At 43.4% G+C, this 17,967-nt stretch carries 13 protein-coding genes; 4 read left to right on the forward strand and 9 right to left on the reverse strand.

Going from position 1 to position 17,967, the window contains the following annotated elements; all coding sequences use genetic code 11:
• Window positions 1-2: 2 nt before the first annotated feature.
• Together ACERCG_RS00270 and iolC are read right to left on the reverse strand one after the other, a co-directional pair.
• On the reverse strand, window positions 3-1,343 hold the full coding sequence (locus tag ACERCG_RS00270; protein WP_373610102.1) for an alpha-L-fucosidase: 1,341 nt from the start codon (window positions 1,341-1,343) through the stop codon (window positions 3-5).
• Between the two features lie 262 nt (window positions 1,344-1,605).
• Window positions 1,606-3,522: a 5-dehydro-2-deoxygluconokinase gene (gene iolC, locus ACERCG_RS00275; RefSeq protein ID WP_373610103.1), complete on the reverse strand. Its 1,917-nt coding sequence runs from the start codon at window positions 3,520-3,522 to the stop codon at window positions 1,606-1,608.
• A gap of 293 nt (window positions 3,523-3,815) precedes the next feature.
• On the opposite strand from iolC, the gene iolD reads away from it, so the two are divergent.
• From iolD to iolG, 3 genes are all read left to right on the forward strand, one after another.
• The gene (iolD, locus tag ACERCG_RS00280; protein WP_373610104.1) at window positions 3,816-5,750 is read left to right on the forward strand and encodes a 3D-(3,5/4)-trihydroxycyclohexane-1,2-dione acylhydrolase (decyclizing); all 1,935 of its coding nucleotides are present in this window, start codon (window positions 3,816-3,818) and stop codon (window positions 5,748-5,750) included.
• 96 nt (window positions 5,751-5,846) lie between these two features.
• Window positions 5,847-6,743, forward strand: a complete 897-nt coding sequence (iolE, locus tag ACERCG_RS00285; RefSeq protein ID WP_373610105.1) for a myo-inosose-2 dehydratase — start codon at window positions 5,847-5,849, stop codon at window positions 6,741-6,743.
• Between the two features lies 1 nt (window position 6,744).
• The gene (iolG, locus tag ACERCG_RS00290; protein ID WP_373610106.1) at window positions 6,745-7,755 is read left to right on the forward strand and encodes an inositol 2-dehydrogenase; all 1,011 of its coding nucleotides are present in this window, start codon (window positions 6,745-6,747) and stop codon (window positions 7,753-7,755) included.
• Between the two features lie 62 nt (window positions 7,756-7,817).
• Here iolG and ACERCG_RS00295 read toward each other — a convergent pair whose 3' ends face one another.
• The 6 genes from ACERCG_RS00295 to ACERCG_RS00320 all read right to left on the reverse strand — a co-directional run bounded on the left by ACERCG_RS00295 (window position 7,818) and on the right by ACERCG_RS00320 (window position 15,369).
• Complete coding sequence (locus ACERCG_RS00295; RefSeq protein ID WP_373610107.1) at window positions 7,818-8,498, reverse strand: hypothetical protein; 681 nt, start codon at window positions 8,496-8,498, stop codon at window positions 7,818-7,820.
• Between the two features lie 68 nt (window positions 8,499-8,566).
• Window positions 8,567-9,700 carry a Gfo/Idh/MocA family protein gene (locus ACERCG_RS00300; RefSeq protein ID WP_373610108.1) on the reverse strand — a complete coding sequence of 378 codons (1,134 nt, stop codon included), beginning with the start codon at window positions 9,698-9,700 and terminating at the stop codon, window positions 8,567-8,569.
• Between the two features lie 241 nt (window positions 9,701-9,941).
• Window positions 9,942-10,970: an ABC transporter permease gene (locus ACERCG_RS00305; protein WP_373610109.1), complete on the reverse strand. Its 1,029-nt coding sequence runs from the start codon at window positions 10,968-10,970 to the stop codon at window positions 9,942-9,944.
• An 11-nt stretch (window positions 10,971-10,981) separates the two neighbouring features.
• Complete coding sequence (locus ACERCG_RS00310; protein ID WP_373610110.1) at window positions 10,982-12,526, reverse strand: sugar ABC transporter ATP-binding protein; 1,545 nt, start codon at window positions 12,524-12,526, stop codon at window positions 10,982-10,984.
• 49 nt (window positions 12,527-12,575) lie between these two features.
• Window positions 12,576-13,514: a sugar ABC transporter substrate-binding protein gene (locus ACERCG_RS00315; protein WP_373610111.1), complete on the reverse strand. Its 939-nt coding sequence runs from the start codon at window positions 13,512-13,514 to the stop codon at window positions 12,576-12,578.
• 343 nt (window positions 13,515-13,857) lie between these two features.
• Window positions 13,858-15,369 (reverse strand): CoA-acylating methylmalonate-semialdehyde dehydrogenase, encoded by a 1,512-nt coding sequence (locus ACERCG_RS00320; protein WP_373610112.1) that lies wholly within the window; start codon window positions 15,367-15,369, stop codon window positions 13,858-13,860.
• A gap of 216 nt (window positions 15,370-15,585) precedes the next feature.
• Between ACERCG_RS00320 and iolB the strand changes: the two genes are divergently transcribed.
• Entirely contained in the window at window positions 15,586-16,404 is an 819-nt protein-coding gene (gene iolB / locus ACERCG_RS00325; RefSeq protein WP_373610113.1) for a 5-deoxy-glucuronate isomerase, read from the forward strand.
• A 60-nt stretch (window positions 16,405-16,464) separates the two neighbouring features.
• Here iolB and ACERCG_RS00330 read toward each other — a convergent pair whose 3' ends face one another.
• Window positions 16,465-17,910, reverse strand: coding sequence for an NAD-dependent succinate-semialdehyde dehydrogenase (locus ACERCG_RS00330; protein WP_373610114.1), 1,446 nt, complete (start codon window positions 17,908-17,910; stop codon window positions 16,465-16,467).
• Between the last annotated feature and the right edge of the window lie 57 nt (window positions 17,911-17,967).

The raw sequence follows: 17,967 nt of genomic DNA on the forward strand, positions 1-17,967 counted from the left end.
AATTATTTTTCTCCATCAACAATTTTGAAGCCCAACACATACCAATCTGCTTGGTAGTTGTTTATGTGTAATACTCGACCTGCTGCGGTTTGTTCCACGGCAAAATCTAAGGCTGGGTTAAGCGCTTGTAACTCGCCAAACACAGAAAGCGGTAGGCTAGTTTTGCCTTCGGCTAAACCATCAATGTAGAGATAGAGATCTTGACCGACTTTGGTGTAACGCACGGTTGCGCCGTTTACGGTTTCGGTTGGATATTTACTGCAACGGGAGCGATAAATCCCTTCGCCGTTTTGCTCTAACCATTTACCTAAGGCGAGCAGGCGTTCAACTTGCTCTTGCGGAATCGTACCGTCTGCTTTCGGGCCGATGTTGAGCAACAGGTTACCGTTATCTGCCACGGTTTCGACCAAGAGCGAAATCAGATCTTTCACCGAAATCAGGTGGCTTTCGTCTTCCACTTGGTTATAACCGAACGACAAGCCCATACCACGGCACATTTCCCATTTTTTATCACGCGAAGCCACACCATGTTTGTACTCTTTTGAAGTGAAATCGCACCAGAGTTTGTTCCAGCGGTCATCAACCACACCATGTGGCACGCTGTTGTAGTAGTGGGCGAACAAGTGTGGAAGCATATGCTCACCCACTTTTGGCCAGCCAATGTCATTCCAAAGCACATCCGGTTTATATTTATCAATTAGCTCAACCACTTGTTTGTAAGCGTAGTCAGCATATTCATAGGTTGGGCAGGCATTTGAGAAGTTTTGGCTCTCGGTGAAAATCGGTGCAGAAGAGTAGGTCCAGTCGATAATACCTGAATAGTAAGCGCCCATTCTCAGCCCTTTTTCACGCACGTTGTCGGTCAGCTCGCCCATCAAATCACGTTGCGGGCCGGCTTGGGTGCAGTTGAAATCGGTATATTTACTTGGGTATAAACAGAAACCGTCGTGGTGTTTAGTGGTCAGCACCACATATTTTGCACCGGCTTTGGCAAACAGCTCCGCCCATTCGGCAGGTTGCCATTTTTCCGCTTTCCATTGTGGAATAAACTGTTCATAGCCGAAATCTTCACCATAGGTTTTGATATGATGCTCGTAAGTTGGACCTTTTTTGACGTTAATTGAATTGAAATACCACTCCGCATACGGATTGTTGCAAAACCACTGCTCGTCAATATCGATCTCACCTAATTGACAAGTCGGCGGCGCAAACGCCGGCACGGAATAAATCCCCCAATGAATAAAAATCCCGAATTTCGCATCATCGTACCATTCCGGCACTTGGTGCTGCTTGATCGATTCCCAACTAGCGTGGAAGCGAGTTGGTGACGGTTTCGTACTCATAGACAGACTCCTATTTTTCTGATGGAATAAATTGAAATATATTTTCCACTTATTTAAAAACAAAACCATTTATTCCATAAAAACCACCCTAAATTGTTAATAAAATGTGAGGCTCATCACACTTATTTCGCTTTTTGAGGATAAAAATTTGCCCGATATTTCCATTTTGAGTAAAATTCGGGCATCAAGCGGTCAGATTTTGTCAATTTTTTGCAAAAGAAAACCCCTCGCATTTTACGAGGGGTTAAGTCTAATCAAGCAATTAACGCTGTTGCCATAAGTCAATCAAGGTGCGGTATTTTTCAGACACCGCCGCAATCAAGCCGTTGTCGTCAAGCTGACCGGCGAGCCACTGTTCGGACGGGCTTCCGAAAATGGTTCTGCCCACCGCAAAGCCTTTGACTTTTTCGCAGCCTTTCGCCTGTTCAAAGGTCGCTTTAAACACATCGAGCGGTGCATCTAAACCTAAGATCAGAATACCACGGCAATCTGGGTCATTCGCATCAATGGTGGCGGAAATCGCTTTCCATTGTGCGGTGGATACGCCCGGTAATTTCCACCATTCCGGTTTGATGCCGAGTTGGTAGAAATGGGTGATCGCTTCATTGTAGTAGTGTTCATCTTGTGGCATATCGGCCGGTAAGATGATCTCTAACAGCAACTCGTGGCCGGTGCGGCAGCACGCTTGGTACACTTCTTTTAATTTGCGATCTTGGCGTGCTTTTAAACCGCTTTCATCGGTTGGGTGGTAGAACGCCAAGCATTTGATGACGTGATCGCGTGGGAAAGCAGAAAGCTGTGTGCCTAAATCGCCGTATTCCAATTCAAGCGGGCGAGAAGATGGCTCTTCAATCGGGCGAGCAATCCAGTAGTTTTTACCGGTAATTTCATTCAGTGCATCTTGTCCGAAAGTGGTATCCGCCAAAATCCCTGCTTGATTTTGTGGAAGCCCTGCCGCTGCGGCGGTCTGCTCCATCGCTTTTAACAGAAGCTGTTTGAGCTTCGGTAAACGCGCCACATCTGCGCCGACTTTGTTTGCCATATCGACCAACTGTTTACGGTGATCGAACGCAAAAATGCAGAGATTTTCCCACGATTTTTTGCGGGTTGTCACACGGTGTAAATGGTTTAAACGCTCGTCTAAATCCGGACGAGGCACGCTGGCCGCACGGGTTAAGTAGTCATCCAACTCACGTTTGGTCGGCATTGCCGGCGAGCAGCCGTGGCGGGAAACCACTAACGCCCCGCACGCATTCGCATAACGACACGCTTGTTCCCAACCTTCATTATTTAAGTAACCACGCAGTAAGCCCGACATAAACGCATCGCCTGCACCCAGTACGTTCAGCACTTCCACACGCACGCCGTACACATTCAAACCGCCGTCTAAATCGTTCGGTAGTTCGCCTTCAAACACGGAGCAACCTAATGCACCGCGTTTGCACACTAACACCGCATTCGACACTTTACGCACATTTTTCAGTGCAGTGAGCGTGTCGGTAGAACCGCCTGCAATATGGAACTCTTCTTCTGTGCCCACAATCACGTCAAAATGGTGTAGCACTTCTTGTAGAGATTTGGTCACTTCCGCACTGTCGATATAACGGGTTTCACCATCGCCAAGTGAAGTCAGCCCCCAAAGCACCGGACGATAGTCAATATCCAACGCGCGTTTTACGTCATTTCTGCCCGCATATTCCAATGCCGTAAGTACCGCTTCACGGGTTTTGGGATTAGAAAGGTGTGTACCGGTAATGGCTAATGCACGGCTGGACGCAATATAATCTTCACTGAAATCATCTTTTTTAATCGCCATATCCGCACAGTTATCACGATAGAAAATCAGTGGGAAAGTCTCTTTATCTTTAATCCCTAAAATCACCAGCGCCGTTAAACGCTCTTTATCGGTAATCAAGTGGCTAGTATCAACCCCTACGCTTTCCAATTCTTCACGCAGAAAACGCCCCATATGTTCGTCACCCACACGCGCCAACATCGATGAACGTAAACCTTGCACCGCCGTACCATATGCCACGTTGCCGGATGAACCGCCAAGATATTTTGAGAATGTAGTCATCTCTTCCAAACGAGAACCGATCTGTTGCCCGTAGAGATCGACCGCAACACGTCCTAGACAGATAAGATCGAGAGGTCGATCTTGATGATTTACCGTAGCCATAACCTGCTCCTTTCAACAAAAATGGATTGAATTTTTATCATCATACAAAAACGAAACATTTATTTCAATTTTATTCTATTTAAATTATCATTTCTGTGATGTAGTTCTCATCTTTGTACTGTATAACATCAAATGCAGATTAATTTGAAGAAATGCGAGGTAGATCACATCTTTTTCTCGATTTACCTGTTATGATAAATGAAATAAATTTTTCATTTGCAAACTTTTCTGAATAATCGCCCGCTTGTAGCGTTCTGCTCGGCTGGCGACACGCACATTATGGAGAATGCACTATGCAAACAACCAGACTGACAGTCGCTCAAGCATTGGTTAAATTTTTAGATAATCAATATTTGGAAGTCGATGGCAAGGAAATCAAATTTGTTCACGGTGTTGCCGCCATTTTCGGCCACGGCAACGTACTGGGCATCGGGCAAGCACTGGCACAAGATGCAGGCAGCCTAACGCTCTACCAAGGCAGAAATGAGCAAGGTATGGCACACTTGGCGATGGGTTTTGCGAAACAGAACTTACGCCAAAAAATCATCGCCTGTACTTCGTCTGTCGGCCCAGGTGCAGCCAATATGGTGACCGCGGCGGCAACCGCAACCGCCAACCGCATTCCACTTCTGTTATTACCGGGCGATGTGTTTGCCACCCGCCAACCAGACCCTGTACTACAACAAATTGAGCAATCTTACGATTTAAGTATCAGCACCAACGATGCATTCCGTGCGGTCAGCAAATACTGGGATCGTGTGCAACGTCCAGAGCAGTTGATGAGTGCCTGTATCAATGCCTTCCGCGCACTGACTGATCCGGCAGAAACTGGGGCTGTGACCATTGCACTTCCGCAAGACGTGCAAGCAGAAAGCTTTGACTTCCCGAACAACTTCCTACAAAAACGCGTTCACCGTTTGGAGCGCAATCTGCCAACCGAAGCGATGCTGAATGATGCGGTGAAACTAATTACTGCCAAGAAAAAACCGCTGATCGTCTGCGGGGGAGGTGTACGCTACTCACAAGCGGGTCAAATCCTGCAAAAATTTGCAAAACAGTTTGGTATTCCATTTGCAGAAACCCAAGCGGGTAAAAGTGCGGTGGTTTCCGACTACGAATTGAACGTGGGCGGTGTCGGCGAAACCGGCTGTTTAGCGGCAAACCGCTTGGCGAAAGAAGCCGATTTAGTCATCGGTATCGGCACACGCTACACCGACTTCACCACTTCTTCGAAATGGATATTCCAAAATCCGGACGTGCAGTTCTTAAATATCAACGTGGCACGTTTCGATGCCTACAAATTAGACGGCGTGCAAATTGTGGCTGATGCCAAAGCAACGCTTGAAGCATTGCTGGCTAAGCTCCCAAGCAGCTACCAAGCACAATGGGGTAATGAAATTGCCACCGCCAAAGCGGACTTTGCCGAAGAAATCAAACGCCTGCGCGCGGTGCAATACAGTCCGGATTTCACCCCTGAAATCAACGATAACTTGGATCACAAAGCGGTTCATAACGAATTTATCAAGCTCACCGGCTCACAATTAACCCAATCCCAAGTACTCGGTATCGTGAACGAAACCATTGAAAACGATGGCATTATCGTCGCTGCTGCTGGTAGCTTACCAGGCGATTTACAACGTACTTGGTTGAGCAAAGGCGAAGAGACCTATCACCTTGAATATGGCTACTCCTGTATGGGTTACGAAGTCAGTGCGGCGGTCGGCGTGAAAATCGCTCGCCCTGAGCAAGAAGTTTACGCCTTACTTGGCGACGGCTCTTACTTAATGGCGCACACCGAGTTAGTGACTTCTATCCAAGAAGGTAAAAAAATCAACGTGGTGCTGTTCGACAATATGGCAAACGGCTGTATCAACAACCTGCAAATCGGCAACGGAATGGACAGCTTCGGCACGGAATTCCGCTTCCGTAATGTGCAAAGCAACCAGCTCAACGGCGGTTTAGTGCCGATTGATTTTGCTAAAAACGCCGAAGCATACGGCTGCAAAACCTATCGGGTAACTAACGAAGCCGAATTGCGTGCCGCCCTTGATGATGCGAAAAAACAGACTGTTTCTACCTTAATCGATATTAAAGTGTTGCCGAAAACGATGGCTCACGGCTATGGCTGCTGGTGGCACGTTGGTGTAGCGGAAGTGTCAGAGAGCGAGCGTATTCAACAAGCCAGAACGAGATCGCAAGAGCAGTTAGCAAAAGCGAGAAAATACTAATTTTGCAAAAAATTGACGAAAAATCACCGCTTGTAGGGGCGAGTTGCAATTCGCCCCTACGGAAAATAAATTAACTCAATCAAACGAGGTTTCTCTATGAAAGCAGAAAACATTCAATTAGGTATCGCCCCTATCGGCTGGACAAACGATGACTTGCCTGAACTGGGTGCAGAAAACACTTTCGAGCAGTGTGTGAGTGAGATGGCACTTGCCGGCTACACGGGCTGTGAAGTGGGTAATAAATATCCGCGTGATGTTGCCGTGTTAAAACATAAGCTGGACGTGCGTGGCATTCAAATCTGTAATGCGTGGTTCAGCACCTTCTTTGTGGACGGTAAGCGGGAAGAGACCATTGCCGAGTTCATCAAACACCGTGATTTCCTGCAGGCAATGGGTGCAAAAGTGATCGGCTGTTCCGAACAGAGTCGTAGTATTCAAGGCACAACCAAATCTGTGTTCAAAGAAAAACCGATTTTCAACGATGAAGATTGGAAACGTATGGCAGAAGGCTATAACGAATTGGCGAAACTTGCCGCCGAAAAAGGAATGAAAGTCTGCCTGCATCACCATATAGGAACGGGTATTCAAACGCCTGAAGAAGTGGATCGTTATATGGCAGAAGTGAATGATGATGTTTACTTGCTGTTCGATTCAGGTCATCTGTACTACTCAGAGGGTTGCCAAAAAGCGATGCTCGGCGTGCTGGAAAAATATATCGACCGTATTATCCACGTGCACTTAAAAGATGTGCGAGATGAAGTTGTTGCAGAAGTGAAAGCGAAAGATTTGAGCTTCTTAGAAGGTGTGAAAAAAGGCACATTTACCGTGCCGGGCGATGGTGTCATTGATTTCCGTCCGATTTTCGATATTTTAGAAAAACACGACTACAAAGGCTGGATGGTGGTAGAAGCAGAACAAGATCCAGCAATCGCAAACCCATTTGAATACGCCTTAAAAGGCAGAAACTATATCCGTGAAGTGGCAGGAGTTTAATATGTTAAAAGTAGGTATTATTGGTGCAGGTCGTATCGGTCGAGTTCACTCCGAAAGTATCAGCAAATATGTAAAAGGGGCAGAAATCAAAGCGATTTCTGATGTTAAAGTTACTAATGAATTGACCGATTGGGCAAAATCAATGGGTATCCCAGCAGTTTATGATGACTACAAACAAATTCTGCAAGACCCAGAAATTAATGCTGTATTAGTCTGCTCTTCCACCAACACTCACGCCCCGATTTCAATTGAAGCAGCACAAGCTGGTAAACACGTTTTCTGTGAAAAACCAGTTGATGCCGATCCTGAAAAAATTCGTGAAGTATTGGAAGCTGTAGAAAAAGCAGGTGTGAAATTCCAAGTGGGTTTCAATCGCCGTTTCGACCATAACTTCAAAGCGATCAAAGATCGTGTTGCCGCTGGCGATATTGGCGAACCACACCTCATTCGTATTACTTCTCGTGATCCTGATGCACCACCAATCGAATATGTAAAAGTATCAGGTGGTATGTTCTTCGATATGACCATTCACGACTTCGATATGATTCGTTACCTCTCTGGCAGCGAAGTGGAAGAAGTGTTTGCGGTGGGTACCGTTCTGGTAAACCCTGAAATTGGCAAAGCAGGCGACATCGATACTGCGGTAATTACGCTCAAATTAGCAAATGGAGCAATCGGCGTGATCGACAACAGCCGTAAAGCTGCTTACGGTTATGACCAACGAGCAGAAGTATTTGGCTCAAAAGGAGCAATCCACATCACTAACGACACAGGTTCAACAGCGGTGTTCTCTGGCGAAAATGGCGTGATTGCAGAAAAACCAAAATACTTCTTCTTAGAACGCTATATGCAATCTTTCGCTGACGAAATCAGCTGCTTCGTGGATTCTGTCGTAAACGACAAACCAACACCGGTAAACGGCAATGACGGCTTACAACCGGTACTTATCGCCTTAGCTGCGAAAAAATCACTGGAAGAAAACCGACCAGTGAAATTGAGTGAAGTGGCGTAATTTATTACTAATACAAGCGGTCGGTTTTGTATAAAATTCTGCAAAATCGACCGCTTGGGTTTTTATTTATTATCACTTGAGAAATAAATATAATCGTTTTCAATTTTGATTGATTGTTCAAGCAAATAAAAAACAGGAACCATTAAAAGAATTAATACAAAATGAACAAAAGATCTAAAATCCTCTGGTTGAGTTTCTAGATATTCAAAAATAAATCTGAACATAAGAGGATAATTTTCCCACTCTTTTGCAAAGTATATATGAATAATTGTGAAAAAAATAATACCTAAAAAACGGCGAGATATTGATGTTCTCATTCTAATTTTTTCTTCTGCTTTTTCACAATAGTATCTTAGTTCTTTATTATTCTCTCTAACAGCTTGTATTTTTAAGTCTGAGATTCTCTTAAAATCTTTAGCTTCCTCTGATTTAGGTAATTCATAGGTTTTGCAGCCTATTTTATCCAATAAATTTGAAAGTAAAAAAATATGTAAGAAACGCATTAGTGTAAACAACGCCGTAAATGTTATTGAGAAGAAAGAAATTGCTGCAATATAATCAATGGCATTTGTGAGATATATTTCCCTTTGCTGTATTGCAATATAGATAGGCACTTGATGAACAAGTTGGAAGTAAGCATCCAAATAAACAACTATCAATATGAAGCCTAAAAACCATTCTGTTTGCATAAGAACATTGATAGGGCTGTTTTTTGTGCTAAAAATTTCTTTAATTGAACTCATAATTTTTCCTTAAATGTAAAAAACGTATCTCAACCAATTTGAGATAGGTTTCGATTTTAATGTAATTATTAAATCTCACTCACATCCACCCACCTTTTCTCCTCCGCCGATTTCGCAATCGCTTCCAATACACGGGAGATTTTATAGCCCTCTTCAAAATCGGGGTACATTGGGTCATCGGCGGCGATTCCGTTGATGAGATCACGGATTTCCACCGCTTTTTGGTCGTTAAAACCGATACCATGACCGGCACTCACGCAAAAAGCAGCGTAGTCAGGGTGCTCCGGGCCGACTAAAATGGTTTTAAATCCTTGGCGGGATTTGTCATCATCGTGCAGATAAAGTTTGAGTTCTGCCATTCGTTCTTGGGTGTAGCTGAGCGAGCCTTTGGTGCCGGTTACGACATAGGTCAGCCCCATTTTACGCCCGCAGGCAATGCGTGAGCTTTCGAGCGTGCCCATTACCCCATTAGCAAATCGCACAAGACTACTTGCCTGATCTTCGTTTTCTACTCTGATTTTTTCTGCCGGATTGTGCGGATTCGGGCGTTCTTCAATCACTGTTTGCATATCGCCGATAACACGCTCAATGTCTGAACCAACCAAATAGTGTGCGATACTGACAATATGTGCGGCTAAATCCCCCAACGTACCAAGCCCGGCTTTGGCTTTGTAGCAGTGCCAATCAATCGGGGTATTAGGGTTGGCGAGATAATCTTCGTTATGCGTGCCGTAGAAATGCACCACCTCGCCGATTTCGCCGTTTTGAATAATTTGGCGAGCCAGTTGGGTGGTTGGATTTTTGATATAGTTGAAACCGACCAAGGTTTTAACTCCTACTTGTTGAGCGGCAATCACCATTTCTTTGGCATCTTGGGCGGTGAGTGCAAGCGGTTTTTCTGAATAGACGTGTTTGCCGTGTTTAATCGCTTCTAAGGCAATTTCTTTGTGCAGAAAATTTGGTGTGCAAATGTCAACCACATCGACATTCGGATCAGCAACCAATTTTCGCCAATCGTCAGTAGCACGCTGAAAGCCAAATTCTTGGGCTTTTTGATCGGCTAATGCTTGGTTGATTTCGGCAAGGTATTCCAGTTGGATTTTGCCTTTAAGTGGAAAGAGGGTAGGGGCTTGAGCGTAGGCAATGGCGTGGCAGCGACCAATATAGCCGGTGCCAACTAAGCCGATTTTGATGGTTTTCATAAAGTATCCTTAATCTTTAAGAATATGTAATATCCTTTCTTTGAACGGCTCGAGGGTAAGAGAAATTTGGCAGTAGTGACGGATAGCGAAAGAGAATAATACATTGAATTTTTGGATTATTTTCTACGCTAATCTCTCCTGTCAAATCTCCCCCAACCCCTCTTTTCTAAAGAGGGGGGTAATAAACAAGCGGTCTGGTTTTGCAAAATTTTTACAAAATCAGACCGCTTGTGTTAGCTATCTATAACGCTCCTCGTCTGCTCTTCGCATAGGTATCGAAGGCAACGGCAAGGATGATGATTAAGCCCATAATGATTTGTTGGTAGTAAGCGGAAACGTCCATCAGCACTAAACCGTTTATCAATACGCCCATAATAATTGAGCCGATGATGGTGCCTGTGACTCGTCCGTATCCCCCCATTAGGGAAGTTCCGCCGATAACCACTGAGGCAATTACACGTAACTCAAAAGAAACACCAGCAACAGATTCGGCACTGCCTAAACGGGCGGAGAGAATGAAACCGGCAAGTCCCGCCAATGCTCCGATCACCACATAAACACTGACTAAGGTACGGTTAATATTAACACCCGCTAAACGGGCTGCTTCCGGGTTGCCGCCTACCGAGTACACATAGCGTCCCCAGCGGGTTTTATGCAATGCGAAGTAACCGATAATGGCGACTACGGCAAAAATCACTACCGGCACTGGTACACCTAAAATATCACCACGTCCCCACCAGCGGTAGCCTTCATCAAAACCAGCAATTGGTGAGCCGTTATTTAATACTAAAGTAACACCACGCCAAATAGTCATACCACCAAGAGTAACAATGAAAGGAGGTAATTTAAGTTTGGTAACACCTAGTCCGTGTAACCAGCCAATAAATGTACCAAGTGCTAAGCAGATACCTAAGCCCAGTAACCAGCTCATACCGCCCCAAGCCCCCGGCTCAACCGTAACTGTATTATCGCCTTTGATGACATAAGCAGCAAACATTGCTGTTACCGCTAAAATTGAGCCGACAGAAAGGTCAATCCCTGCGGTTAAAATCACAAAGGTCATACCCACTGCCATAATGCCGAAGATCGATACTTCGGTTAAAACATTATAAATATTGCGTTGAGATAGGAAGGCACTGTTTTGTGAAGTGAAGAAAATCACTAACAAAATTAAGAAAATCAGTACCCCAAAGCGTTCAAAGAAAGCGATAAAATCGATTTTGCCTTTGTCATCGACCATTCCCAGATTTTTTAAAAATTGTGTTGCCATACAAACCTCTCTTACGCTGCGTGCCCACGTTGAACACCAACAGCCATCATTGACATTAATTTTTCTTCGGTCGCATCATCGCCGTGAATTTCACCTGTTACCCTTCCCTCAGATAACGTAATAATACGGTCTGAAATTGCCATAATTTCAGGCAAGTCGGAGGAAATAACCAATACTGCTACACCTTGTTTTGCCATATCAAACAACACTTGGTGAACTTCCGATTTCGCCCCCACATCAATACCTCGTGTCGGTTCATCAACGATTAGCACCTTTGGATTTAACGCCATACAGCGTGCCAAAATCACTTTCTGCTGATTACCACCTGACAATTTACGAGCTTCTAACTCGCTACTTGCCATTTTAATTCGCAGTGCTTGGCGATAAGTTTCAATTAAAGCATCTTCTTTTTGATTATCGACAAACAGATTGCCTTTAAGCAATTTACTCAAAATCGGCAATGTCATATTAGTTTTAATCGGTAAGCCTAACACCAGACCTTCTTTTTTACGATCTTCTGGCACTAATGCCACCCCTTTTTCTAAAGCATCTAATGGGGAAGTTGCTGCATAAGGTTTGCCATCTAGGCTGATTTCATCAGCAGTATAGTTTTCCACTCCAAATAAACAGCGAGCAATTTCAGTTCGACCAGCACCGACTAAGCCTGCAATACCTAATACTTCGCCTTCGTGAATGTTGAAAGACACACCGTGTAATGCAATGCCGTGAGGATCAAGTGCCGGTTTTTCACGATGTAAATTTTTTACTGCTAAACGCACAGGACGATGAGTATGATGGGTTTCCTCAGGTGGACGACGTGTAAAGGCAACTTCACGACCTACCATCATTCGAATGATGCCATCAACCGTAACATTTTTTACCTCGCTTTCGCCGGAATAACGACCATCTTGGAAAACGGTAAAGCGATCGCATAAGGCAAACACTTCATTTAAGCGATGGGTAACATAGATAACACTCACACCACGACTTTTAAGATCTCTTACAATTTGATGAAGTTTCTCAACCTCTTTATCACTTAATGCCGCAGACGGCTCGTCCATAATGATCAATTTCGCGTTTAAGGTCATCGCTCTGGCAATCTCAACCATCTGTTGTTGAGCAACACTTAAACAGGAGACTTGGGTATCTGGTTTGATATTTAAGCCTAGATTATCTAGCACCATCTGTGCTTCATCATTAACGGCTTTTTCATTAACGAATAAACCTTTCACCGGTTCTCTGCCCAAAAAGAAATTTTCAGCAACCGTCATATTCGGTAGTAAGTTAAATTCTTGATAAATCGTTACGATGCCTTTGAGTTGGCGATCAAACGGTGAATCGCTCAAACTTAAGGTTTCACCGTTAAAGATAATTTCGCCACTTGTTTGTGGCTGAGCGCCTGAAAGTGCCTTTAATAAGGTCGATTTTCCTGCACCGTTTTCACCCAACAGTGCGTGAACCTCGCCTTTTCCCACAGTCAGTTTCACGCCATTGAGTGCCATCACTCCAGAGAAACTTTTTGTCAGATCTTTCACTTCAAGTAAGGGAGTAGACATACAACCTCCGTAAAAAACGCCCTCCGGCCTCAGCCGGAAGGCAGATAAATTATTCACTGATTTCTGCAAAACGTTCTGCTTCTTGCAGATTATCTTTCAGGATAATTTTTGGCGGATAGTCCGCACCGCTCACTTCTTTGCTCTCACGGATATTGCCAACCACTTGCTCTAATGCGGTGCTTACCGCAAAACTTGGGCGTTGGTCAGCCGTCAGATATAACCAACCATCTTTTACACGGGCAAGGGCTTCCGGCGTAGAGTCAAAGCCTGTAACTAAAATATCGCCCGCTTTTAAGCCTTGACTGCGTAATGCTTCGATTGCACCTAACGCCATATCATCGTTTGCAGAAATAATCACATCTGGTCTTTCTTTTAATGTTGGTAATACGCTTTCAATAATGCGTAAACCTTCTGAGCGTAACCAGTTACCGGTTTGATCAACCACGATTTTATATTTATCGCCACCGGCTGCTAATTCATCACGAATACCTTTAGTACGCTCAATATTCGACGTTGAACCCGGCTGACCAGTTAATAAAATAATTCTTGCACCCTCTGGATATTTCGCTTTCACTGCTTTTGCCACTTCTTGACCGCCAGTGTAGTTATTTGCACCAAAGTGTGGAACTGGTTTACTACTTTCAACTTTGCGGTCTAATGTTGCAGCAGGAATTTTCTCTTGAATAATTTCTTCCACCGCTCCTGAAATCGCATTCACATCATTTGGGGAAATAATGATACCTTTCGCTCCACGCGTAATCGCATTTTCTAAATCAGAAGCCTGCTTGGTTGATGAACTTTGCCCATCTAATACTTGCAATTTAATCTCTAACTTCTTACTGGTTTCTACTGCTACTTTTTGTAGCTGAACTTCAAACGGGCTAGATAGGTTTGGTAAACTAAATACAACAAGTTCATCTTTTGCAAAGCTATTCATTGCTAAGCCCAGTGTTAAAGCACTTAACGCAAATTTAATACGCATTTTCATACAAAATCCTCTTGTGAGATTGGAATTAACAGCATTACTGCCAGCCTTACTTCAAACTTCGAAGAAAAAATGAAGTCTTATTTCAAAAATAAAATTAAATGAAATAAATTTTTCAAAAAGAAATATAGCACTCTAAAAATTTCACTCCAAATACTTTGTTTCAAATTTGTTACGCAGATCACATTTTTAAGAGAAAAATAATAAGAATAAAAACAAGCGGTCAGAATTCGAGAATTTTTTGCAATCGTTGCTGAAATCAACATCTAAAAAAACAGTACCACTGCAATTATAAAAAAAGCGGTGATTACTCACCGCTAAACACTCAAAAAAGGAAGAATTATAATTATAACGTTGGGAAGTTAAATGCCGCTTGGCTACGCACAGAGCTGTCTGGCCAACGAGTTGTAATGGTTTTCATACGAGTATAGAAACGCACACCATCTGTACCATAGACATTTAATGGCCCGAAGATAGAGGCTTTCCAACCACCAAAGCAGTGGAATGCCATCGGCACTGGAATAGGAATATTCACCCCCACCATACCAACCTGAACATCTTGGGTAAATTGACGAGCAGAGTCGCCATCTGCCGTGAAGATCGCACTACCATTACCGTATTGATGGCTGTTAATCAAATCAATGCCTTCTGCATAATCTTTTACACGCACTACCGACAGTACCGGCCCAAAGATCTCATCTTGCCAGATCGTCATTTCAGGGGTGACATTATCAAATAGCGTTCCGCCAACAAAATAGCCATTCTCGTGTCCAGCCACTTTATAACCACGACCGTCCACACAGAGTTTCGCACCTTGTGCAACACCTTGGTCAATATAGCTTTCAATTTTCGCTTTATGCTCTTTGGAAATGACCGGCCCCATATCGTTTTCTGTTTCGCCTTCCGGCAATAAACCTGTACCGATTTTCAGTGCTTTCACTTTTGGAATTAACTCTTCTACGATTTTATCTGCCAGTTCATCACCAACCACCACTGCAACAGATAACGCCATACAACGCTCACCTGCTGCACCAAATGCAGCACCAAGCAGTGCATTTACTGTGTTTTGAACATCAGCATCTGGCATAATTAATGCGTGGTTTTTCGCACCACCTAAGGCTTGAACTCGTTTACCATTTGCAGAGCCTTTTTCATAAATATATTGGGCAATCGCTGTTGAGCCTACAAAACTTACTGCTTGAATACGTGGGTCGGTTAAAAGAATATCAACCGCTTCTTTATCACCTTGCACTACATTGAATACGCCATCAGGCAAGCCCGCTTCTTTTAATAATTCGGCTAAACGAATTGAGACACTCGGGTCTTTTTCAGAAGGTTTTAACACAAAGGTATTACCACAAGCCAGTGCAACAGGGAACATCCACATCGGCACCATTGCAGGGAAGTTAAAAGGCGTAATGCCTGCTACAACCCCTAGTGGCTGTTGGATAGAGTGGATATCAATACCACGTCCTGCATTGGCAGAAAATTCGCCTTTTTGTAAATGTGGAATACCCGTTGCAAACTCAACCACTTCTAAACCACGCGTTAATTCTCCAATTGCATCTGAATAAACTTTACCGTGTTCAGAGCTAATAAGACGAGCTAACTCATCAAAGTTTGCTTCTAGTAACTCTTTGAATTTAAATAAAATTCTAGCACGACGAAGTGGAGATTGCTGCGACCAGCTTTTAAATGCAGTATCAGCTGCAACAATCGCTGAATCTACTTCAGTAGCAGTACTTAACTTCACTTTTTTAGTTTCTTCGCCGGTTGCCGGGTTAAATACGGAGGTAAAGCGTTGGCTTTGGCTTTCAACCGCTACGCCATTAATAAAGTTTTGCACAAATTGGCTCATCGAAAACTCCTTATCAAATTATGAATTGAGGATAGACAAAAGACACTCCATAAACTACTCTTAAAAATAGAAAATATCAATACAAATAGAACAAGAATGAAAAATTTATTTCATTTTTGTGATCTTGATAACAACTTTGAAGATTGCTTATCCCCAAAAGAAATGATCTGCGTTATAGTAAGGTTGTCATTATTATGAATTTATACAGGAGATATTATGAGCTTCTTACTTTCTAAACCACAGACTCAGCCAAACGGTTTAATTCAAGACATTACCTCGCAAAATGCTAATTGGGAATATGTTGGCTTTGCTGCTTATCAGTTAGACAATCAATCTATTACCTTAGAGAGTGGCGAAGATGAACTTTGTCTTGTTTTCGTTGCAGGCAAAGGATCGGTGTTTGTTGATGAATATCGTTTTGAAAATATCGGCAACCGAGCCAGCCCATTTGAAAAAATCCCACCTTATTCCGTCTATATTCCGCCACACAAGCAAGTGAAAGTGGAAACAAGCAGTCAATTAGAACTAGCGGTTTGCAAAGCACCAAGTCAGGGGAATTATCCTGTACGACTGATTAGCCCAGAAGATGTCGGGGTTGAAAAACGAGGCTTCGGTAACAATCAACGCTTAGTGCATAATATTCTGCCAGAAACTGAACCTGCAGATAGCTTATTAGTTGTAGAAGTATTTACTGATGAAGGCAATACCAGCTCTTACCCAAGCCATAAACACGATGACAAAAATTCCGAACAAGAAACCTATTTAGAAGAGACTTATTACCACCGCTTCGATCCACCACAAGGTTTTGCTTTACAGCGAGTTTATACCGATGATCGTACCCTAGACGAATGTATGGCAGTTTATGATAAGAACGTGGTAAAAGTACCAAAAGGCTACCACCCCGTTGCCACTATTGCCGGTTATAACAACTATTATCTGAATGTAATGGCAGGCCCTGTTCGCAAGTGGAAATTCACTTGGGAGCAAGATCATTTATGGGTAAATAGTGAAGCCTATAAAACAAAATTTGAATAACACAAGCGGTCATATTTCTGAGAAATATTGCAAAAAAGGGACGCTTTGCGTCCCTTTCTACTAAATCTTCATACAAAGATATTTCATCTCTAAAAACTCATCTAAGCCATATTTTGAGCCTTCTCGCCCGATGCCAGACTCTTTCACACCGCCGAATGGGGCGAGTTCGTTGCTGATCAGCCCTTCATTTATACCAACAATGCCGTATTCCAACTGCTCAGATACTCGCCAAATGCGTGAAAGATTTTCACTAAAGAGATAAGAAGCTAAGCCAAACTCGGTGTCGTTTGCCCATTGGATAACTTCCTCTTCTGTTTCAAATTTGAAAATTGGAGCAAGTGGTGCAAAGGTTTCCTCACGGGCGACTTTCATCTCTTGGGTAACATTTTTTAAAATAGTGGGTTGGAAGAATGTGCCACCGAGTTCGTGGCGTTTACCACCTAACACCAATTCTGCTCCCAAAGAAAGAGCATTTTTGATGTGCTCTTCCACTTTTTCTACCGCTTTCGGGCTGATTAACGCCCCCATTGTAACATCTGGTTCTGTTGGTACTCCGAGTTTAATCTGTTCAACTTTTTGTTTGAATTTTGCAATAAATTGCTCATAAATGCCCGCTTGTACATAAATACGGTTAGCACAAACACAGGTCTGCCCTGCATTGCGGAATTTTGAGGCAAACACGCCTTCAACCGCTTTGTCTAAATCTGCATCATCAAACACGATTGCTGGAGCATTGCCGCCTAGTTCTAAGGCTAATTTTTTAACCGTGCTTGCTGATTGTCCCATCAAAATCTTACCAACACGAGTCGAACCCGTAAAGGTTACTTTTCTTACACTTGGATTAGTGGTTAATTCCTTGCCAATATCTTCTGATTGCTCCGCAGTAACAATGTTAAACACACCTGCTGGAATGCCCGCCTGCTCGGCTAATTTAGCTAACGCGATAGCAGAAAGTGGCGTTTCTGCCGCAGGTTTGAACACAATGGCACAACCGGCAGCTAAGGCAGGAGCTGCTTTGCGAGTAATCATCGCATTTGGGAAGTTCCACGGAGTAATTGCTGCGACCACGCCAATCGGCTGCTTGATAACCATTAAACGATGATCAGGTTTATCTTGTGGCAACACATCCCCATAAATCCGTTTGCACTCTTCCGCATAAAATTCAATAAAACTTGCTCCGTAGGTAATTTCAGTACAGCTTTCAGTAATGGGTTTACCTTGCTCTAAACTCAAAATTTGAGCCAGTTCCTCTTTGTTTTGATTAATGAGATCAAACCATTTGCGTAAAATTGTTGCTCTCTCTTTCGGTAACAATGTCTGCCATTTTTTCTGTGCGATAACCGCTTTTTCAATCGCTAAACGAGCGTCTTCTGCCTCTAAATCTGCAACCTTGCCGATTACCTCGCCAGTAGTTGGATTCGTAACCTCAAAGGTTTTGTTGCCTTCTATAAATTCGCCGTTGATATAAGCTCTAAAATCCAGTAAAGAAAATTGGGTGTTTGACATAATCACTCCTGTTAAATGATTAAAAATAGAACGGAATTCCTATAATCTACTCCAATT

It is taken from the genome of Mannheimia sp. E30BD, from assembly GCF_041807785.1.
GTDB lineage: Bacteria > Pseudomonadota > Gammaproteobacteria > Enterobacterales > Pasteurellaceae > Mannheimia.